This is a genomic window from Gordonia sp. DT30 (assembly GCF_049844915.1).
GTDB lineage: Bacteria > Actinomycetota > Actinomycetes > Mycobacteriales > Mycobacteriaceae > Gordonia.
The window spans coordinates 1-20,346 of the sequence record NZ_JBNCLY010000035.1 but is presented as its reverse complement, the minus strand read 5'-3'; the positions used below and the strand labels follow the sequence as shown (position 1 = coordinate 20,346).

Annotated in this window: 18 protein-coding genes and 1 pseudogene; 9 read left to right on the top strand and 10 right to left on the bottom strand. The window is 67.7% G+C overall.

Annotation, left to right across the window (positions count from 1 at the left end; genetic code table 11):
• Nucleotides 1-7: 7 nt before the first annotated feature.
• On the top strand, nt 8-2,248 hold the full coding sequence (locus ACLQ3C_RS20635) for a heavy metal translocating P-type ATPase (protein WP_425706977.1): 2,241 nt from the start codon (nt 8-10) through the stop codon (nt 2,246-2,248).
• Nucleotides 2,249-2,598: 350 nt separating this feature from the next.
• On the opposite strand, the pseudogene ACLQ3C_RS20630 reads toward ACLQ3C_RS20635, so the two are convergent.
• Both ACLQ3C_RS20630 and ACLQ3C_RS20625 read right to left on the bottom strand, forming a co-directional pair.
• Nucleotides 2,599-2,698: pseudogene (locus ACLQ3C_RS20630) on the bottom strand (zf-HC2 domain-containing protein); the annotation flags it as partial.
• Nucleotides 2,699-2,772: 74 nt separating this feature from the next.
• A complete protein-coding gene (locus tag ACLQ3C_RS20625) occupies nt 2,773-4,797 on the bottom strand; it encodes a cytochrome c oxidase assembly protein (RefSeq protein WP_425706976.1) in 2,025 nt (674 codons plus the stop codon).
• 368 nt (nt 4,798-5,165) lie between these two features.
• Between ACLQ3C_RS20625 and ACLQ3C_RS20620 the strand changes: the two genes are divergently transcribed.
• Both ACLQ3C_RS20620 and ACLQ3C_RS20615 read left to right on the top strand, forming a co-directional pair.
• Nucleotides 5,166-5,924, top strand: a complete 759-nt coding sequence (locus ACLQ3C_RS20620) for a DsbA family protein (RefSeq protein WP_425706968.1) — start codon at nt 5,166-5,168, stop codon at nt 5,922-5,924.
• 26 nt (nt 5,925-5,950) lie between these two features.
• Complete coding sequence (locus tag ACLQ3C_RS20615; RefSeq protein ID WP_425706967.1) at nt 5,951-6,658, top strand: vitamin K epoxide reductase family protein; 708 nt, start codon at nt 5,951-5,953, stop codon at nt 6,656-6,658.
• A 25-nt stretch (nt 6,659-6,683) separates the two neighbouring features.
• Here ACLQ3C_RS20615 and mftG read toward each other — a convergent pair whose 3' ends face one another.
• Genes mftG through mftE form a run of 3 tightly spaced genes read right to left on the bottom strand, consistent with a single transcriptional unit; the run spans nt 6,684 to nt 10,229 of the window.
• Nucleotides 6,684-8,072, bottom strand: a complete 1,389-nt coding sequence (gene mftG, locus ACLQ3C_RS20610) for a mycofactocin system GMC family oxidoreductase MftG (RefSeq protein ID WP_425706966.1) — start codon at nt 8,070-8,072, stop codon at nt 6,684-6,686.
• 1 nt (nt 8,073) lies between these two features.
• The gene (mftF, locus tag ACLQ3C_RS20605; protein WP_425706965.1) at nt 8,074-9,519 is read right to left on the bottom strand and encodes a mycofactocin biosynthesis glycosyltransferase MftF; all 1,446 of its coding nucleotides are present in this window, start codon (nt 9,517-9,519) and stop codon (nt 8,074-8,076) included.
• The gene (mftE, locus tag ACLQ3C_RS20600) at nt 9,516-10,229 is read right to left on the bottom strand and encodes a mycofactocin biosynthesis peptidyl-dipeptidase MftE (protein WP_425706964.1); all 714 of its coding nucleotides are present in this window, start codon (nt 10,227-10,229) and stop codon (nt 9,516-9,518) included. The genes mftF and mftE overlap by 4 nt, the downstream gene beginning before the upstream one ends.
• A gap of 170 nt (nt 10,230-10,399) precedes the next feature.
• Between mftE and ACLQ3C_RS20595 the strand changes: the two genes are divergently transcribed.
• The gene (locus ACLQ3C_RS20595; RefSeq protein WP_425706963.1) at nt 10,400-11,512 is read left to right on the top strand and encodes a CaiB/BaiF CoA transferase family protein; all 1,113 of its coding nucleotides are present in this window, start codon (nt 10,400-10,402) and stop codon (nt 11,510-11,512) included.
• A 63-nt stretch (nt 11,513-11,575) separates the two neighbouring features.
• A complete protein-coding gene (locus ACLQ3C_RS20590; RefSeq protein WP_425706962.1) occupies nt 11,576-12,391 on the top strand; it encodes a mycofactocin-coupled SDR family oxidoreductase in 816 nt (271 codons plus the stop codon).
• 12 nt (nt 12,392-12,403) lie between these two features.
• On the opposite strand, the gene mftD is transcribed toward ACLQ3C_RS20590, so the two are convergent.
• From mftD to mftA, 4 genes are all read right to left on the bottom strand, one after another.
• On the bottom strand, nt 12,404-13,606 hold the full coding sequence (gene mftD, locus ACLQ3C_RS20585; protein WP_425706961.1) for a pre-mycofactocin synthase MftD: 1,203 nt from the start codon (nt 13,604-13,606) through the stop codon (nt 12,404-12,406).
• A gap of 26 nt (nt 13,607-13,632) precedes the next feature.
• Nucleotides 13,633-14,910 carry a mycofactocin radical SAM maturase gene (mftC, locus tag ACLQ3C_RS20580; RefSeq protein ID WP_425706960.1) on the bottom strand — a complete coding sequence of 426 codons (1,278 nt, stop codon included), beginning with the start codon at nt 14,908-14,910 and terminating at the stop codon, nt 13,633-13,635.
• A 70-nt stretch (nt 14,911-14,980) separates the two neighbouring features.
• The gene (gene mftB / locus ACLQ3C_RS20575; RefSeq protein ID WP_425706959.1) at nt 14,981-15,334 is read right to left on the bottom strand and encodes a mycofactocin biosynthesis chaperone MftB; all 354 of its coding nucleotides are present in this window, start codon (nt 15,332-15,334) and stop codon (nt 14,981-14,983) included.
• The gene (gene mftA / locus ACLQ3C_RS20570; protein ID WP_425706958.1) at nt 15,334-15,456 is read right to left on the bottom strand and encodes a mycofactocin precursor MftA; all 123 of its coding nucleotides are present in this window, start codon (nt 15,454-15,456) and stop codon (nt 15,334-15,336) included. The genes mftB and mftA overlap by 1 nt, the downstream gene beginning before the upstream one ends.
• Before the next feature lie 127 nt (nt 15,457-15,583).
• Between mftA and mftR the strand changes: the two genes are divergently transcribed.
• The 3 genes from mftR (at nt 15,584) to ACLQ3C_RS20555 (ending at nt 17,821) form a co-directional block, all read left to right on the top strand.
• Nucleotides 15,584-16,183: a mycofactocin system transcriptional regulator gene (gene mftR, locus ACLQ3C_RS20565; RefSeq protein ID WP_425706957.1), complete on the top strand. Its 600-nt coding sequence runs from the start codon at nt 15,584-15,586 to the stop codon at nt 16,181-16,183.
• A 188-nt stretch (nt 16,184-16,371) separates the two neighbouring features.
• Nucleotides 16,372-17,427, top strand: a complete 1,056-nt coding sequence (locus ACLQ3C_RS20560) for a 2Fe-2S iron-sulfur cluster-binding protein (RefSeq protein WP_425706956.1) — start codon at nt 16,372-16,374, stop codon at nt 17,425-17,427.
• A 1-nt stretch (nt 17,428) separates the two neighbouring features.
• On the top strand, nt 17,429-17,821 hold the full coding sequence (locus ACLQ3C_RS20555; protein WP_425706955.1) for a DoxX family protein: 393 nt from the start codon (nt 17,429-17,431) through the stop codon (nt 17,819-17,821).
• A gap of 24 nt (nt 17,822-17,845) precedes the next feature.
• On the opposite strand, the gene ACLQ3C_RS20550 is transcribed toward ACLQ3C_RS20555, so the two are convergent.
• Nucleotides 17,846-18,268, bottom strand: a complete 423-nt coding sequence (locus tag ACLQ3C_RS20550) for a ChaB family protein (protein WP_425706954.1) — start codon at nt 18,266-18,268, stop codon at nt 17,846-17,848.
• Nucleotides 18,269-18,499: 231 nt separating this feature from the next.
• On the opposite strand from ACLQ3C_RS20550, the gene ACLQ3C_RS20545 reads away from it, so the two are divergent.
• On the top strand, nt 18,500-20,095 hold the full coding sequence (locus ACLQ3C_RS20545; protein ID WP_425706975.1) for a phytoene desaturase family protein: 1,596 nt from the start codon (nt 18,500-18,502) through the stop codon (nt 20,093-20,095).
• Nucleotides 20,096-20,346: the final 251 nt, after the last annotated feature.

The following is a 20,346-nucleotide window of genomic DNA, read 5'->3' as shown; positions in this document are numbered from 1 at the left end:
CGACACGATGCCCGATGCCGATGCCGCCACCGAGCAACAGCGGCGCCAACTCGACGTCACCGGCATGACCTGCGGTGCCTGCGCGGCGCGTGTGGAACGCAAGCTCAACAAGGTCGACGGGGTGCGCGCCTCGGTCAACTACGCGACCCGGGTGGCCACGGTCGACGCATCGCCTCAGATCAGCACCGAGGAACTGTGTTCGGTCGTCGACAAGGCCGGCTACGGCGCGACCCCGCGCTCCGAGGTGCCCACCGAGATCCCCGACACCGACGCCGACGACGCGAAGCGCCTGTTCCGGCGTCTGGCCGTCGCGGTGGTGCTGTTCGTCCCGCTGGCCGACATGTCGATCGTGTTCGCGGTGGTGCCGGCCACCCGCTTCACCGGCTGGCAGTGGCTGCTGCTCGCGATGGCCGCGCCGATCCTCACCTGGTGTGCGTGGCCGTTCTACCGGGTCGCGGCCAAGAACCTGCGCACCGGCGCGGCCACCATGGAAACCCTGGTCACGCTGGGAGTGCTGGCAGCCACCGGCTGGTCGCTGTACTCGATGTTCACCACCGACCCCGATGCGGCGGCCACCCACGGCGTGTGGGACGCGATCTGGAGCAGCGACTCGATCTATCTCGAGGTCGCCACCGGCGTCACGGTCCTCGTCCTCGCCGGCCGCTACTTCGAGGCGCGTGCCCGTTCACGGGCCGGCGGGGCGTTGCGGGCGCTGGCCGCGATCGGCGCGAAAGACGTTGCGGTACTTCTTGCCGACGGACGCGAGATGCGGATCCCGGCCGAGGAACTCAAAGAACAGCAGCGCTTCGTCGTCCGCCCGGGTGAGACGGTCGGCACCGACGGCCTCGTCATCGACGGCAGTGCGGCCATCGACATGAGCGCGATGACCGGCGAATCCCGGCCGGTCGACGTCACCCCGGGCGAGGCGGTCATCGGCGGCACCACCGTGCTCAACGGGCGGCTGATCGTCGAGGCTGCCGCGGTCGGCGCCGACACCGCCTTCGCCGGGATGATGCGGCTGGTCGAGCAGGCGCAATCGGGCAAGGCGCGCGCGCAGCGGCTGGCCGACCGAATCGCCGGGGTGTTCGTCCCGGTCGTCGTCGCCCTCGCGCTGGTGACCCTGGCTGCCTGGCTGCTCGCCGGAGAACCGGCCGACCGCGCGGTGTCGGCCGCGCTGGCCGTGCTGATCATCGCCTGCCCGTGCGCGTTGGGCCTCGCGACCCCGATCGCGGTGATGGTGGCGACCGGCCGGGGCGCACAACTCGGCATCTTCCTGAAGGGATATCAGACCCTCGACACCTCACGTCTGATCGACACCGTCGTCTTCGACAAGACCGGCACCGTGACCGAGGGCTCACTGTCGGTCGAATCCGTCCATGCGGCAGCAGGATTCGACGCCGATGAGGTTCTCGCGCTGGCTGCCGCGGTGGAGGCCGCCTCCGAACACGCGGTCGGCACCGCGATCGCCGCCGCCGTCGACGAGGACCGGCGCGCGCAGGTGAGCGACTTCCATGTCGAACCCGGACGCGGCGTCGGCGGGGTGGTCGGCTCGCAGACGGTGCGGGTCGGGTCGCCGCGGTGGGCCGCGCATTCGCTCGTGGTCCCCACCGAACTGGCCCGTGCGCGCCGCGATGCGCAGACGCAGGGCAAGACCGTCGTGTACGTCATCATCGACGACGAGCCCGCCGCCGCGATCGCGGTCGCCGACTCCGTCAAGCCGTCGGCGGCACCGGCGATCGCGGCGTTGCAGGCGGCCGGGCTGCGCACGATCCTGCTCACCGGTGACAACGAGGGCGCCGCCCGGGCCGTCGCCGAGGCGGTGGGCGTCGACGACGTCATCGCCGAGGTACTCCCGGATCAAAAGGTCGAGACCCTGCGCCGGCTGCAGGACGACGGCCACTCGGTGGCGATGGTCGGCGACGGCATCAACGACGGCCCCGCCCTCGCGACCGCCGACCTCGGGCTGGCCATCGGACGCGGCACCGACGTCGCGATCGGCGCCGCCGACGTGATCCTGGTCCGCGACGACCTGCGTGCAGTACCCGCCGCCCTCAGTCTGGCCGGCGCCACGCAGCGCACCATCCGGACGAACCTCGTGTGGGCCTTCGGCTACAACGTCGCCGCAATCCCGATCGCGGCGCTCGGCGTGCTCAACCCGCTGATCGCCGGCGCCGCGATGGCCCTGTCATCGCTGTTCGTCGTCACCAACAGTCTGCGGCTGCAGCATTTCGGCGACGCCCGCCGCTGAGCCGCCGCCACTGGGACCGTCATCGGGCGGCTACTGCCGCGCGCGCACCGTGACCCCGACGGTCGCGGCGACGGCGAGCGCGAACAGGCAGATCATCGTCACCGATCCGTGCGTCACCACCACGCCCACCGCCGATGCCCCCGCGACGAAGGCGCACACCGCCGCAAGCGCCCACCACATGCGTGAGGACTTCTCGGCTCTGTTCTCGATAACAGGTCCGCCGTCGCCGGCCGCGGCGATCATCCGGTCGACGAGGTCGGGTGCGGTGTCGGCCCGCACCACCCGCATCGGTTCACCGATCTCGGGAAAGGTGAACAGCTGCAGCGCCTGATACCACTGCGCACATTCGGCGCACCCGGCGAGGTGTTCGTCGACCCGGGCCGACGGCACGGTCTCACGCTCTCCGTCGACACGTGCCGACAGCGCCTCTCGCGCGACCTCACACCGCATATGTCGATTGTCCCCGTTCCGGTCAAGTCGGCGATCGGCGAGGCCTACCCCGCCAACCACGCGAACGCCCGAACTCAGCGCCGCGATCGGGTGAGTTCTTCGAGCATCTTGTTGTAGTCGTCGAGTTCGGTGTCCTCGTAGGTCTCCGCATGCCGGTCGGCGCGACGGGCATCGCGCCGGTCGGATTTGGCCCACTGCGTGACGATCGCCACCACCACGAGAACCACCGGCACCTCACTGGCGCCCCAGGCGATGGCGCCGCCCGTCCACTGGTCGGCGAGAAGGTCGGTGACCCACGGCAAATGGACCTCACTGTAGAACTTCTCGGCGATCACCGACGACTTCGTCATCAACGCGATCCCGAAGAACGCGTGAAAAGGCATGACCGCGAACAACAATCCGATGCGTGCCAGGTATGGGATACGACGCGGGCCCGGGTCGATGCCGATGATCACCCAGTAGAAGAGGTAGCCGACGACGATGAAGTGGATCGTCAGCAGCTCGTGACCCCAGTGGTAGCGGGTGAAGGTGGCGAAGATGGCGGTGAAGTACACCGCATACAACGACAACACGAACAGCAGCAGTGCGACCACCGGACTCGACAGCACCCGGGTCACCTTCGAATGCAAAGACCACAACAACCATTCCCGCGGGCCGGGCGGGCGGGCAGAGCCGGCGGTCGGCAACGCACGCAGGGCGAGGGTCGCCGGGGCACCGAGTACCAGGAGCACGGGCACGAACATGTTGAGCGCCATGTGTTCTGCCATGTGCGCACTGAACATCGCCGACCCGTAGGCGCGCACCCCCGACCCGGTGACGACGACAGCGCACAGACAACCCAGCATCCAAGAAAGGGTGCGGCCCCACGGCCACTCGTCGCCGCGGCGGCGCAAGCGCCACACCCCGAGACCGTAGAGCGCCGCGACGACGATGAACGCGGTCCCGATGAGAAAGTCGAAGCGCCAGAACGTGGCCAGCCGTAGCGCAGTCGGCGGACCGGGCAGTTCGTAGCCGAGGAAGACGTCCCACGCGGTGAATGGATGCGCGAGCAGGCGCGGGGCCACCCGGGTGTCCATGACCGCCCAGCACGCGAAGACCACGACCATCGCTGCGACACCGATCAGCTCGGCACGCCAGATCCGGTCGCGTTGCGGCCCGGGCCGCAACGCGCACACACTGCATGCCGCCGCCGCCAGCAGACCGAGCACCATCAGCACCGATGCCACCCCGAATGCGGTGGTGAACAGGAACCGGGCAGGTACGAACAGCGCGACGAGGAAGATCCCGGAAAGCAGTGCCACGATGTCGGCGACCGCCACGACCCGCGCGTGCCGGCGTTCGAGGATCGCGCGGTCACCCTCACTGCGAATGGCCGGCGCCGTCACATAGGCGACGCGGTAGCCGATGGACACGGCCAGCGCCAGTACGAAGAGGATGACGAGGCTGGTGGCGTAGTCGTGATTCGGTCCCTGCCCGCCGTTGCCTGCCATCGGCAACGCGGCGACCGCGATGCCGGTGGGGACAAGCAGCACCAGGTGCGCGATCCACGACAAGAAGAATCGGATCGCGATGGCGACGATCGTGGCGAGAATGGCGACCACCAGCCAGGCGACAGCTCCTTCACTGATGCCGATCGCCTCGAACAGCTTCCCCGAGGACAGCAGTTTGCTCAGCGAGACCCCGTAGCCGTCGGCTGCCGAGACCCCCACCATCACCCAGGCGAGCAGCGCCCACACCGGCGTCGCACCCGACACCAGCCGGTGCGCGCGGTAGACCCCGGCGTCGATGATGCCGTCGTGGTCGGGCCGCGAACCGGTCACCACAAAGGCCAGTGCGCCCAGGCACAAGGCGGCGAGCGCGGCGCCGGCGAAGTACCCGGCGACGACGAGCACCGAGGTGGTCAGGCCGGGATACGGGTCGCCGCGTTCGATCTGGCGCGCCGGCCCGGACACCAAGGCGTAGACGACGACACCTGCCAAGCCCGCGATGAGCACCGCACCGACCCAACGCGTCGCTGCGACGGTGGGCCGGCGCGGGCCTGATGTGTCGGCGGCCGGTACGGCGACCTTCGAGTCGTCGGCGTCGGGTTGCCCGGTCACCGGGTCTGATGGGGATTCGACATCAGTGGACGGATCCACATCGGCAGGCGAATCGACATCGGTACGGGCATCGTCTGGGGCGGTCACAGAAGCTCTCCTAGCAACGTCGCAGCGAGACGGCGTCGCGCCCAGTCTACGACCGTGTGTAGAAGCGCTGAACGGCCCGCTCTCGGGCGGCCGGCCACCGACGTGACGAGGGCCACGCGGGACCAACGTCCCGGCCTCGGTACCGCTCAGATAGTCCTCAGCCACCTGCCAGTACCCTGAACACCGGCGTGCAGGTCCATGCAGGTCCATGCGACCCGGTATGGCCGGCGCCAGGTGCCCGACGTCCGCGCACCGAACCCGTGAACCAGGGAGAGAGAACAGTGGCAGACAAACGCCGCAAGCCGATTGTCGATCCGCGCGCAGCCGAACGGCGACGTTCGCTGTGGATACGGATCGGATCGACAGTCGCGATCATCGTGATCGCCGCTGTCGTGGCAGTTGCCATTCTCGCATCCAACGGCAAGCTCGGCAGCAAAGACGACGGCGCGCCGATCGCCGGTGCCACGCCGTCGGTCGTGACCAACAACGCCTTCCGGCTCACCACCGCTCCGGCGGGTACCACGCCGCCGGCGACCGTGCAGATCTATGAGGACTTCCAGTGCCCGGTCTGCAAGCAGTTCGAGCAGGTCTACTCCGACGCGCTGACGCAGGCGCGGTCCAACCCGAAGGTCGCCATCGACTATCAGCCCGTCGCGATCCTCGACAAGATGTCCAGCACCGATTACTCCACGCGCTCGGCCAACGCCTCGGCGTGTGTCGCCGAGGCGACCAAGGGGGCCGACAATTTCGCGGTGTGGCTGAAGTTCCACGGCCTTCTGTATGAGAACCAGCCCGAAGAGAACAGTGCGGGTCTGAGCGACGACCAGTTGGCCTCGTATGCCACCAAGGCCGGCGCTCCCGGCAACGTCAAGCAGTGCATCAGCGATGCGCACTTCAAGGCGTGGGTCACCGATCAGACCAACAAGTCTCAGATCAGCGGAACACCCACGGTCAAGATCAACGGCCAGGACTTCGATATCCAGCAGGGCCCGCAGGCCTTCCTCGCCGCAATCAACCAGGCCGCCGGCGCCCAGCAGTGAGTACACCCGAAGCGAAGCGACGAACCATGAGCAAGACCGAATCTCGCGCCGATGCGGCCCCCGATTCCGGGACACCGACCACGGAACCGACTGACATGCAAGAGCAGGACGCCGCCGCCGTGGCCACCGACGGCAGCGGGATCGACGACGGCCGTTCGTGGTGGCTGCAGCGGCCGGAGGTCTCCCGCGTCACCGGAATCGTGGTGTTCGTCCTCGGTGTCGTCGGCTTCGTCGCCTCGACGACACTGACGATCGAGCGCATCCAGATCCTGATCAATCCGTCATATGTGCCGAGCTGCAGCATCAATCCGGTGCTGTCGTGCGGCTCGGTCATGGTGACCGCGCAGGCCCGCCTCTTCGGATTCCCCAATCCGCTGATCGGTATCGCCGCGTTCTCGGTGATCATCGTGACCGGCGTCCTGACCACCACCCGGGTGACCCTGCCACGCTGGTATTGGCTTGGCCAGACAATCTGTCTCGCATTGGGTTTCGTCTTCGTCAACTGGCTCGCCTTCCAGAGCCTGTACCGGATCAACGCACTCTGCCCGTACTGCATGGCGGTCTGGGCGCTGACGCCGATCCTGCTGATCCTCAGCGTCGGACGCCTCATGGGTGACTCCGATCGGGCCCACGAGATCCGCGGCTGGCTCTGGGTGCTACTGCCTCTGTGGTACGCGATCGTCATCGTCGCCATCGGCATCCGATTCTGGGACTACTGGTCCACGCTGATCTGACACCCGGATACGCGCCGGGTATCCGTCACGCGTGATCGCCGGCTGCCAAGTCATCCCCGATCCGGCAGGCCATCATCATGGTGGTGGCATGTGGCCCACTGCGTCCGGGAGTAGGCAGGATCGATCCATCGACGATGCGCAGTCCCCGCACCCCGTCGACCGCACCGAGCCCGTCGGTGGTCTCGCCCATCGGCATGGAGCCCCAGGCGTGCTGGGAGGTGCGGATCACCGGGTCGATGACGATCGATCCGGGGACGACCAGATCGCCGAATTCCGTGGACGCCAACATATCTGCGACGTCATCTGCTCGCGACCACATCGCGGCGGCATCGGCCGGGTCGAGCGGAGCGAGCGACAGGCGCAGCCCACCGCGCGCCGCCGGGATCACCCCACCCGGGGCCACCACCCCCGGGCCCACCACCCCCAAGGTCACCTCGCCGCGGCCCGCACGCGTCATCCCGGCGATCCCGATCACCGGCCGACCCCCCGCTCCGCCCGAGATGTATCGGTCGAAATCATCGGAATAGCAACGGATCTCGACGCCGTCGTCGGTGTGGACGACGGTCTGCAGGAGCGGCTTGAGTTCCTCGACGCCGCGTCGGCCATAACCGACCTGGATCTCCCGGTGTTCGCCGACCCGCACCGTCTGACCGACGCGGAGAGCACCCTGCGGCGACCGCAACAGCAGTTCGGCCGTGCCCAGCGTCCCGGCGCACAGGATCACCTCTCCGCCCGAGATGTCGGCGCCCCCGACGGTCCGGACGCCGGTGACCGTGCGCCCGCGGACAAGTAGCTCGCCGACGCGGGCGCCGGTGACCACCCGCAGGTTCGGCCGGCCGGCCGCAGGGCGCAGGTATGCCTCGGCGGCGGTCATCCGTAGTCCGCCGAGGTGGTTGCCCAGGACCCGATTGAGTCCCACGATCGGCCACCTGTGTGCGACGTCGCGCACGGGTACCCGTGCGGACCAGAAGGATTCGAAGGCCGATGCCGCCGCGCCGAGTTCGGCATCGGCGGCCGGACGCACCGACATGGTGCCGTCGGGATCGTCGAGTTCACGGTAGGCGGACTCGACCGTGCCGCGGTCCCAGCCGGCCGGCCATCCGGCGAAATCGGTGTCGTGCCAACGCAGAAAGTAGCCGCCGTTGATTGCCGACGATCCCCCGAGCCCACGCCCACGCACCACGACCTGACCCGAACGTTCCGGAATCGTCGTCACATATCGTGAATCGGCCCCGACCGGGAGCCGGCGCAGATCGCGGATACCGACGTCGGGAAACGACGGCCCCTGCTCGAGCAGCAGCACCGACCGGGCGCCGTCGCGGCTCAGCTTCTCGGCAAGCACACATCCGGCGCTGCCCGCCCCGACGATGACGACGTCGGAATGCTCCGATCCGCTGACGTCCGGCGAGCGCACCTCAGCGTGTCACGACCGGACGCAATGCGCCGAGATCGCGTTCGCGCACAACACCTTCCCAGAGACCCGCACCGTAGGCGAGGTCGTCGAGGCGTCGGCAGAGCAGGTAGGCGAACGGCCCGATGGCCGGTTCACGGGTGGTATCGGCCAGCACGGCCCGCACCCATTCGATGAGCCCTTCGGCGATCGCGACCTCGATGACCAGGCATCGAAAGCGCCGAGACACCAAGGCAAGTAGTACTGCGACCGGCCAATAGTGCCGACAGATCGCCCCGGCCGCCTGCATTAACCCATACCCGGCAGCGCGGCCCGTCATCTGGGCCGCCGCCACCGGGGCGTCGGGTAGGTCACCGAGCCGGCTCCGCAGCCGATACGCCGTCCGGCCCAGCACGAGGAAGGCCAGGACGAGACCGAACGTGGTCCTCGACAGCAGCGCCGCCACGGCCACCCCCATCGAGGCGGTCATCACCATCGGCGCGGCCCGCGTGCCGTGCCGTTGCGCAAGAAACGCGGCACCGGTGCCGTAGTAGCGGCGGCGGGAGAGCACCTCGCGCATATTCGTCCGATGATCGTGGGCGACCCGAGCAACCGGGTCGTAGCGCACCCGCCACCCCGTCTCGTGTAGCCGCCAGCACAGATCGACGTCCTCAGCGACCCGCAGGTCCTCATCGAATCCACAGAACGACTTGCGCCGCAGGATCATTGCCGCGCTGGGCACGTATGGTACGGATGTACCAGGTGCCACGGCAGCCTCGGCGGGACCCATGTCGAGGGAGGAATACCCGTTCTCGTACCGCTCGGCCATCGACTGCCGTCCCTCGTGCGGGTGCGCCGACAAGCCGACGATGCGCGGCGCCGCCAGCGCCACCAGTGGATCGGAGAAGTGGGCCAGCAGCATCACCAGCCAGTCCGGCTCGGGTACCACGTCGGAATCGAGGAATGCGACGAAGTCGGTCGTGGCGGCCGCCGCCCCGGCGTTGCGCGCCGCCGCCGGCCCACGATTGTGCTCGAAGCGGATCAATTCGACGAGCGCCCCCTGCGCGGTGAGCGGTACCGCGGAGCCGTCGTCGACGACGATGACGCGCGTCCCGGCGACGGCGGCGAGTAACCGGTCGACGCCGAACTGGTTGTCGCGCACCGGGATCACGATGGTGACATCGTCCGGCGTTGGCCCCGCCATGGGTCGCGGGTGGGCGATGCCCGCCTCGAGCAGCGTGCGTGACAGGCTCCGCGTGGCGGCGTCACACACCTCGATTCGGCCATCCGCCGATGTCATGCCCAGGGCGGTGTCACCGAGCCGCAGCATCCGGGTGGGTGACCCGCCGACGAGATATCGAAGATCTCCGCGGCGCGCGCACCGCATGTCGATCTGGACCTGGAAACCATCCGGCAATCCCGCATCACTGCCGTCCGGTACCGTTTGCGCGACCCACTCGGTTATCGTCACCGCAGCCTCCCCCCGTCGTCGACAGTCCATCCCGCGACCGCCCGGGCGAGGTCGGCGACCGCCCCGCCGAGTAGGTCGGCACCATGCTCGGCGGTCGCCGACCGCGGATCGCCGAGGATTCCGTTCTCGCTCACCGCCACCACCCCGCCCGAACGCATGGCCCCCATCAATACACCCATCGGTTCACAATTGCCGGGTTCAAGGCGATCGATGCGTACCGACTCCGGTGAAAGGTGCAGCAGGATAGAGGTTTCCGTATGTCCGGCGTGTGCGTCGCCACCGGGGAAGGCACAGGCATACCAGGTGACCTCACGCCGCTCATATCGCAATGTGCGCACGGCGGTGGCCAACGTCGCCACATTGCCGCCATGTCCGTTGACGAAGACGATTCGACGCGCCCACCGGCACGCACTGCGGCCGAATTCGATGAGGAGGCCGGCCAGCGCCTCCTGCCCCAGCGAGATCGTCCCGGCAAAGCCCTCGTGCTCACCGCTCGCCCCGTAGGCGATCTCCGGCGCGATGACGTAGTGGGCAGGATCGGACAGGGCGCTCCGGGTACCCGCGGCCACCGCCACCGCGATCCGGGTATCGGTATCGAGTGGGAGATGCGGGCCGTGCTGTTCCACCGACCCGACCGGCACGAGCAGGGTGACTTCAGAATCTGCAACCTGCGGCGACGCGTACTGCCCCAACGCCGCCGGTCGCACCATTCGAGCAAGTGTAATGCGCTCGGACCGCCGCGGTAACCCGGTCGACGGCAATTGACCGACCCGAATCCGGCAGTTTCCGACCACTTGTACGAGCGCTCGATCGGTTGTGCAATCCTGGAGCGCACCTGTGTCGCAGAACACAACCGACACCCGTCGAGGGAGGGACGCCCATGACCATTGAACCGACAGCGAACGGCGCCACGAATGGACCGCTGAATCGGCTGCGCGTAGTCGAATTCGCCGGCATCGGCCCCGGTCCGCATGCGGCGATGATGTTGGCCGACCTCGGTGCCGATGTCATCCGAGTCCAACGCCCCGGCACACTCCCCCCGGAAGGCCGCAACGCCGACGCGCTGCTGCGCGGACGCCGCGTCGTCGAGGCGAACCTCAAGGATCCGACCGATCGCGACACCGTCCGGCGCCTCATCGGCAAGGCCGACGTCGTGCTCGAGGGATTCCGGCCGGGCGTCATGGAACGTCTCGGCTTCGGTCCCGACGACGTCGCCGAGCTCAACCCGGGCCTGGTCTACGGGCGCATGACCGGCTGGGGCCAGGACGGCCCGCGCGCCGACCGCGCCGGCCACGACATCAACTACATCTCGCTCACCGGCATACTGCACGCGATCGGTCGCCGCGGCGAGCGTCCCGTGCCGCCGCTCAACCTGGCCGGCGACTTCGGCGGCGGCTCGATGTTCTTGATCATGGGCGTGCTCGCCGCACTGTTCGAGCGTCAGTTCTCCGGCCGCGGCCAGGTCGTCGACGCCGCGATGGTCGACGGGGCTTCCGTTCTCGGACAGATGATGTGGGCATTCCGTGGCACCGGATTGTGGTCGGATGAGCGCGGCGTGAACCTCCTCGACACCGGCGCGCCCTACTACGAGGTCTATGAAACCTCCGACGGCAGGTACATGGCGGTCGGCGCGATCGAGCCGCAGTTCTACGCCGAACTCATCAAGGGCCTCGGACTCACCGAGACCGACCTGCCCGAGCAGAACGACATGGCGAACTGGCCCCGGCTGAAGCAGGTCTTCACCGACACCTTCGCCACCCGCACCCGCGACGAGTGGGCCGAGATCTTCGAGGGCACCGACGCCTGCACGTCGCCGGTGCTGACCTTTGCCGAGGCTCCGGCCGACCCCCACATGGCCGCCCGCAGCAACCTCGTCGAGATCGACGGGGTCATGCAGGCGCAGGTGGCACCACGCTTCTCGCGGACCACCCCGCCCACGCCCGCCGGCCCGGCTCGGCAGGCGACCGATCCGGCCGATCTCTGGGTCGACTGACCCGCCGTCAGCGCATCCTCGGTTACCCGTCACGTTGAAGTAGAACGTGTTACAGTTTTGCCCATGGGACAGTTCGACGGCAAGGTCGTCTACATCACCGGCATCGCCCGTGGCCAGGGACGTAACCACGCCCTCCGCTTTGCCCGTGAGGGTGCGTCGATCATCGGCCTTGACATCGCAGGAGAAGTCGCCGATCACATCACCTACCCCGCGGCAACCGGCGACGACCTCGCCGAAACCATCCGCCTCGTCGAGGAAGCAGGCGGGAAAATCCTAGCCCGCCAAGGCGATACCCGCGACCTGGCGTTCCAGGAGCAGCTCGTTGCCGACGGGGTCCGGCAGTTCGGCCGCATCGACCACGTCATCGCCAACGCCGGGATCCTCTCGTGGGGACTGTCGTGGGAGCTGACCGAACAGGAATTCACCGACGTCGTCGACGTCAACGTCGTGGGCACCTGGAAGACGTTGCGCGCCACCATCCCCGCACTGTTGGACACCGACGCGGAGAACCGATCGATCGTCGTCATCGCCTCGGTCGCCGGACTCAAGGCGATGCCGGTGCAGGCGGCGTATTCGGCGTCGAAGTACGCCTTGACCGGACTGGCCCAGACGGTGGCAAAAGAACTCGCCCCTCGCCGCATCCGGGTCAACTCCATCCACCCGTACGCGGTGGATACCCCGATGGGTGTCGCCGATCCCTCGGCCCTGAAGATCTTCGAGATGGGCGAATACACAAGGTATTTCATCTCGATGCTGGATCACTTCCCGGTTGCGTCACTCGATGACATCTCCGACGCGGTGCTGTACCTGACCTCCCCGCAGGCACGCGCCGTCACGGGCTCACAGTTCCAGATCGACATGGGCAACTCCAAGGTCTGAGCGCGCTCGGTTTCAGGCGTCGCCGAAGGAGCGCGTGAAGTCGTCGGGGATGATCAGGTCGTCCCGGGAGAGTTCGTGAACACTCTTGTGGCCCAAGCCCATCACCACGCCGTCAAGACCCATGCGGAGTAGGTCGAGCACGTTCTCGACGCCGGCCTGACCGTTGGCGGCCAGCCCCCACAGATACGCCCGGCCGATCATCACGGCGCGGGCACCGAGCGCCACCGCCTTGGCGACGTCGCTGCCGCGGCGGATACCGCCGTCGAGCAGGACCTCGATCTGGTCACCGACCGCGTCGGCGATTGCCGGCAACATCCGGATCGTGGCCGGGGTGCCGTCGAGGTTGTTGCCGCCGTGATTGGACACCGACAGTGCCGTCGCACCGATGTCGACGGCGCGTCTGGCGTCGTCGAGGCGGGTGACACCCTTGACCATGAACGGACCGCCCCACTTCTCGCGAAGCCAGGCCAGATCGTCCCACGTGGGCGGTGCGGTGCTCATCCACTCCCCATAGGCACCGAAAAACGTCGGTCCGGGTAATCCCTTGCCCTTGGACACATTCGGTGCCGTCAGGTCCGGAATGTTGATCTTGCCGTCGCGAATCCAGTCCATCGCATAGCGCGGCTTGACCGCGATCTCCGGCGCGAGCCGCAGCAACGCCTTGACGTCCACCTTCTCCGGGATCTCCGGGCTGCCCCAGTCGCGGCCGACGTTGAAAACCCAATCGGTGGTGACGATCAGCCCCTTGGCCCCGGCCTCCCTCGCGCGCAGGGCACGCTCGAGGATCTCCTCGCGGCTGCCGAGCCAGTAGATCTGGAAGAAGATCTTGTCGTTGACCGCCGTGACCTCTTCGATCGGATGAGAGGCAAAGCTGGACAACCCCATCGCCGTGCCGCGTGCCGCCGCGGCACGTGCCACCGCGACCTCACCGTCGGGGTCGACGGCCTGCACCCCGGTGGGGCTGATCAGCACCGGGAACGGCAACTCCTGCCCCATCACCGTGGTCGCGAGTTCTCGCTCGGGCTGCGCACCGATCACGTGCGGGGCAAACCCGATTTCCGAATACGCATCGACGTTGTCGCGGACGGTCACGCCGGCCTGCGTACCGGCGATCAACGACGAGTACACCGACTTCGGCAGTCGCTTCTTGGCGCGGCGTTGCGCCTCGTGAACGGATTCGAACCAGGGATTACGGGCCCAGGGATTGGTGACCATTATCGTTTACCTATCTGCCGGTGCGGCTACAGAGAGAACCCGGCCAGCGGGTTCTCATCACAGTTCTTCGACGGCGGGGCACCGATCGGTGTGAGCTCGCCGTCGTCGCGTCGGGTCATCAGCGTCAGCGGCGTGCCGCGCGAATGGTCTTTGTTGGCGGTCGGGGTGGTGCGGTCGCCGGCGAGCAGTTGCTCACCGAAGCCCTGGACACATTCGGGATCGGGACCCGCGAGTGGCAGCCCGGTGAAGAACTTCGCCGCCATGCAGCCGCCGCGGCACGCGTCGAAGTGGGCACACTTGGTACAGGCCCCCGCATTCTGCGGTTCACGCAACTCACCGAACAGCTCCGAGTGCTGCCAGATCTCTTGGAAGCCACCATTGTCGAGAATGTTGCCGGCGAGGAAGTTCTCGTGGATGGCGAACGGGCAGGCGTAGACATCGCCGACCGGATCGATCAGGCACACCACGCGGCCCGCCCCGCACAGGTTCAGGCCGGGCAGCCCGCCCCCGCCGGCCCCACCGAACGCCGACAGGTGGAAGAACGAGTCGCCGGTCAGCACGTTCTCGCCGTGCGCGACAAGCCAGTCGTAGAGCTCACGCTGCTGAGTGGGCAAGGGGTGCAGGTCATCCCACACGTCGGCGCCGCGGCCGGAGGGACGCAGCCGGGTAATGCGCAGGGTGGCACCGTAGCGGTCGGCGAGCGCCTTGAACTCGTCGAGCTGGGAGACGTTCTGCCGCGTCATCACCACCGAGATCTTGGCGTCGGCAAAACCGGCCTCGTGCAGATTCTCCAGCGCGCGCACCGCCATGTCGAAGGAGCCGGGCCCGCGCACGGCGTCGTTGACCTCCGCCGTCGCGCCGTCGAGCGAGATCTGCACGTCGACGTAGTCCGACGCGGCCAGCCGGGCGGCGACCTTCTTGTCGATGCGTAAACCGTTGGTGGAGAACTTCACTCCCACCTGGTGGCTGGTCGCATAGTCGACGAGTTCCCAGAAGTCCGGGCGCACCGTCGGCTCCCCGCCGCCGATGTTGACATAGAAGACCTGCATGCGCGAGAGCTCGTCGATGATCGCCTTGCATTGTTCGGTCGAGAGCTCACGCGGGTCGCGTTTACCCGACGACGACAGGCAGTGCACGCAGGCCAGGTTGCACGCGTAGGTCAGCTCCCAGGTCAGACAGATCGGGGCGTCGAGCCCTTTCTCGAACTGATCGACGAGTCGGCCGACCTTCGGTGGCGCCGCCGGCCGCGTCACCGAAGCGGCAGCGAGTTCGGTTGCGGTGGGCGGCAACTCGAGTGTGGTCATCTGCTTCTCCTTGGGCTGGAGGGTGTCGGGACGTTCGGGGCGGTCGGGACGTTCTGTGCGCTAGGGGCTCTCAGCGCCGGCGGATCATCTCGGAGTCGGCGAGAGCGGCCAGTGCCTGCACATACATGGCCCGGTCATTTGCGCCGATCCCCGCCGCCGCGAGCGCCGCGTCGGCGGTGTCGTGCTCGGCGAGGGACCGGACGATCCCGACCACCGGCACGTTCTTCAGAAATGACAGTTTGCGGGTGCCGAAGTGATAGAGCAGCGCGCCGAACGGCTCCGGGCGCAGCGCCACTTGAGGATTGAGCTCCCAGGCCGCATCGGTGGCGAAGGACCCAGAAGTGTGGACGTCGGTGTCGCGCCGGTTGCCGGCGACCGCGGAGGTGCGGCCGCCGGCAACCGGAGCAGATGTCGGGGTGGACATCAGTAGACCCCGCACATCCCGTCGATCGAGACCTCTTCGACGAGGGACTCGCTGACGAGCTCCGACTCGGCCTCGGCCGGAGCCGACAAGTCCTGAGCCGCCGTGGTTGTGTGATCGGCCATGATCCAGACCTCCTATTGTTCGGGTAGTGATGTGGATCACGAGTTACTGTAGTGGCACCGAGTGCAGAAATAAACCCCACCCCCGAATCCTGGCCGACTGGACAGGTAGAACGCACAGAGAGGCCTGATGAGCGCCGAGAACGCCACCGCATCCGGCCGCCGGCCGCGGACCACGCGCGCACAGATCAGTGCGATCGCCATCGACCTGTTCACCACCGTCGGCTTCGAGGAGACCAGCGTCGACGACATCGCCGACGCCGTCGGCGTGGCACGTCGGACCCTGTTCCGGTACTTCCCGTCGAAGAACGCCATCCCGTGGGGTGACTTCGACGCGCACCTGAACGATCTCCGTGCGATGCTTGCCGAGATCCCCGCCGGCCTACCCATCGCCGAGGCCGTCACGCGCGCGCTGATCGCCTTCAACGCGGTCCCCGACCCCATGCTCGACAGCCATCGCCGACGGATGCAACTTCTGCTCGGAGTCCCAAGCCTGCAAGCACATTCGATGCTGATGTACGCCGACTGGCGGCAGGTGATCGCCGAGTTCTGCGCGCATCGGCTCGGACTGGCGGACGACGATCACCTGCCCCAGACGATCGGGTGGATGTGTCTGGGCACCGCCCTGGCCGCCTACGAACAATGGCTTGCCGACGCCGATGCCGATCTCGAGGAGCTGATCCGCGCCGGCTGCCGGGTCCTCGCCAACGGTGTCGCGGCCCTGCACTGAGCGCCGGCGTCGAGCGCTCGGCCGCCGACCGGGACCCAGAAGTGCCCGCCACGGCGATTACCCTGGACGCGGCACCGTCGAGCCCGGCCCACCGTGTTCTTCGGCTAGGCTCAAAGTAGAACGTGTTCTAATTTTGCGTGTTCTAATTTTGTTGGAATGCACCCCGACGCTCCAGGAGACCTTCGGACATGACCGCACTGACGCCACACGGCTCTCGCAGCGTGATCCTCACCGTGGCCGACGTCATCGACGAGACACCCGATGCCCGGTCGATCGTCTTCGACATCCCGGAGAGCGCCAAAGAGGCCTTCACCGACTACCGGGCGGGCCAGTTCCTCACCCTGCGTATCCCGAGCGAGCAGACCGGCTCGGTGGCGCGCTGCTATTCGCTGGCGTCCTCCCCGGCGGGCGAGGAGTTGCCCAAGGTGACCGTGAAACGGACGGTAGACGGTTACGGGTCGAATTGGGTGTGTGACAACCTCGCCGCCGGATCGCAGATCGAGGCGCTGCCGCCGTCGGGCGTGTTCACCCCACGCTCACTCGACGAGCCCCTGCTGCTCATCGCCGCCGGCAGTGGCGTGACCCCGGTGATGTCGATTCTCAAGACCGCGCTGGCCGCCGGCCGCGGCCGGGTGGTGTTCTTCTACGCCAACCGCGGCGCCGACGACGTCATCTTCGCCGGCGAGCTGCGCGAGTTGCAGTCGGCCCACCCGGACCGGCTGGTCGTCATCCACTGGCTCGAGACCCTGCAGGGCCTGCCGTCCACCGAGGCACTGGCCACGATCTTCGCTGCGTTCCCCGGGCACGCGGCCTACATGTGCGGTCCGGGCGCCTTCATGGAGGCCGTCCACGCGGCCCTGCACACCGCCGGTTTCGCCCATCACGACGTGCATGCCGAGGTCTACAACTCCCTCGCCGGCGATCCGTTCGCCGACCTCGTCCTCGACGAGGTGACCGAAGCCGAGCAGGCCGACGCCGCTACGGTCGAGGTGGAACTCGACGGGCAGACCCACGAGTTGTCGTGGCCACGCCGACGCACCCTCATCGACATCATGCTCGACGCCGGGCTGGACGCCCCGTACTCGTGCCAGGAGGGCGAATGCGGTTCGTGCGCTTGCACTCTCACCGACGGTACGGTCGAGATGGACAATGTCGGCGCCCTCGACCCCGAAGACATCGAGGACGGCTACATCCTCGGCTGTCAGGCCCACCCCACCTCTGACCGACTACGAATCGAGTTCTGACGTGCTCAAACGCTTCTCCCCCACCCAGGTCGCCCGTGCGCTCGCGGCGATGCTGCTGACGATGGGGACCCTGCACTTCCTGGTGCCCAAACCGTTCGACCAGCTCATCCCCGACGAGGTGGTACCCGACGCGCTGCCCGACGGCAAACGCACGCTCACCTACGCGTCCGGGGTGGCCGAGGTCGCCATCGGCGCAGGACTTCTCGCCCCGGCGACCCGACGGCCTGCGGCCGGCGCGGCAGCGGCGCTGTTCGTCGCGGTCTATCCCGCCAACATCAACATGGTGCGGCTCTGGTGGCGCAGACCAGCCATCTACAAGGCGATCGCGATCGGTCGGCTGCCGCTGCAGTTCCCGCTGATCGCCGCGGCGGTGAAGGTGTACCGCCACTCCTGAATTCGGGTCCGGCTCACGACCGGCTCACGACCGGCTCCGCGCGGTGGCCCGCCGATTGGCCTTCTCGATCGCATCGACGAGTTCGCCCTTGTTCATCGACGACCGGCCGTGGATGTCGAGTTCGCGGGCGACGTCCATGAGGTGTTGCTTGCTCGCGTTGGCGTCGACTCCCTCGGCGCTCGAACCCGAGGCGTCGGGTCCGCCGCTGCGCGCGCGGTCGTCGGACGGACCGCGCGTCTTCTTGGCCTCCCAGTGGTCGCCGACCTTCTCGTAGGAATGCTTGAGCGCCGCGTAGGCGACGCGGTGCGCACGTTCCTCCGAGTGGTACTCGTTCAGCGCCGAATCATGCGTCTCGGCGAATGTGCGCTGCGCCTTGTCGTCGGAACGCGCAATCGTGCTCGGCAGCTCCGATTCCTTCGGGGTGCCCTGCTCGGTGGTCTTCGGCATCGCCTATCTCCTGTCCGTGTCGACCGGTAGGTGTCCAACCGGGGTGACGCCACATTCGGCGCCCTCGTCACCGGATACCCACATCTGGGCGAGGGCAATCCCGACCGGGGATGCCGGATCGAGGTCAGCCCGAGCAGGCACTGACCACGTTTCGATGATTCAGACGCGACTACTCTTCCGGCAGGTGGGTACTCGACGCCGTTGGGCGCCGGTGATCCCGGCCGAAAGGGGATGGTGTCGGTGGGTGTGTCAGATGCGATCGTCGTCGGTGGCGGTCACAACGGCCTCGTCGCCGCGATCCGGCTCGCCGACGCCGGGTGGGACGTGACCGTGCTCGAGGCGGCCACCGAGGTGGGCGGCGCGATTCGCAGCACCGAACTCACACCCGGCTACGTCACCGACTCGTTCAGTGCCTTCTACCCGCTCGCAGTCGCGTCCCCTGCCCTCGCCGACCTCGAAGTCGGTGCCCACGGGCTGCGGTGGAGTGCGGCGCCCCTGGCATTCGGTCATCCCAACGGTTCGGCGGATCGCGATGCCGCCGTGGTGTATCCGGACGCCGCCGACACCGCCGCACACCTTGCCTCCTACGACGAGCGGGACGGGCGTACCTGGCTCGAGCTGACCGCACACTGGGCGACGATCCGTGCAGGCGTCCTCGATACCCTGTTCGGCCCGTTCCCGCCGATGCGCGGGCTGCGCGCGCTGCTCCGTGCCACCGGCACTGCCGAAGCACTGCGGCTGGCCCGGTTCTTTGTGCTGCCAGCCAATCAGATGGTCCGCGAACTGTTCCGCTCCGACCGCGCCCGGCTGCTGATCGTGGGCAACGCACTGCACTCCGACATCCCGCTCGATGCTCCGGGTAGCGGGCTGATGGGATACCTGCTGACGATGCTCGCGCAGGACGTCGGCTACCCCGTACCCGTCGGCGGTTCCGGCGAACTGTCCGGCGCGCTGGCCCGCCGCTTGACCTCGGCGGGCGGCCAGATCGTCTGCGACGCCCGCGTCGACCGGATCGAGGTACACAACGGCCGCGCCACCGGCGTCACCACCGTCGACGGACGGCGATTCTCGGCACGACGGGCGGTGCTCGCCGATGTATCGGCGCCTGCGCTCTACACCCGATTGCTCACACCCGCGGACGTGCCCGCCCGGGTCCTGGCCGACCTTGCGAACTTCACCTGGGACACCCCGGTGGTCAAGATCGATTACGCTCTGCAGCAACCCATTCCGTGGACGAGCACGAACCTCGCCGGTGCCGGCACCGTGCATCTCGGCGCCGACCTGGCCAACGCGAACCACGCCACCGCCGACATCGAAACGGGCCGAATCCCCGATCACCCGTTCCTGCTGTTCGGTCAGATGACCACCGCCGATGCCACCCGCTCTCCGAAAGGCACCGAAAGCGCTTGGGCCTACAGCCATCTGCCACGCGGAGTCGGTGACGACGAGGCCGCCGCAGTGCTGGCCCAGCGCATGGACGAAGTCGTGGAAAGCCATGCGCCCGGCTTCGCCGAGCTGATCGTCGACCGACATGTGCAGACCCCGCGCTCCCTGGAGACGGCCGACGCCAACCTCGTCGATGGAGCGGTCAACGGCGGCACCGCACAGTTGTTCCAGCAGTTGATCTTTCGTCCGACGCCAGGTCTGGGCGGGGCGATCACGCCGGTATCCGGTCTGTTCCTGTCCGGGGCGTCGGCCCATCCCGGCGGTGGCGTGCACGGAGCGTGTGGCAACAACGCGGCGCGCGCGGCGCTTGCCACCGCCGGGCCGCGGGGTTGGCCGCGTCGATTCATGACACGACAAGCAATGCGGCGCTTGATGCGCTGAGTTGCCTGCGCCGGCCGGCCATGTTGCGCGCACCGGACGGCGTGACTGCTGTTCACCGCTGGGAAAGCCGTTCACCGCTGTGACAACTGCTCACTGGTGGGACGAAACCGGTTGCCGCACTTGTTAATCAATCGTCGAACACTTGCGCGTCGAACATATCTTCTGCTACACTGGACCTATCGCAAGATCATCCAGGGGGGAATCCATGATCGACGACACCACCACTCTTTCCGCCGAACTGTACGGGCACC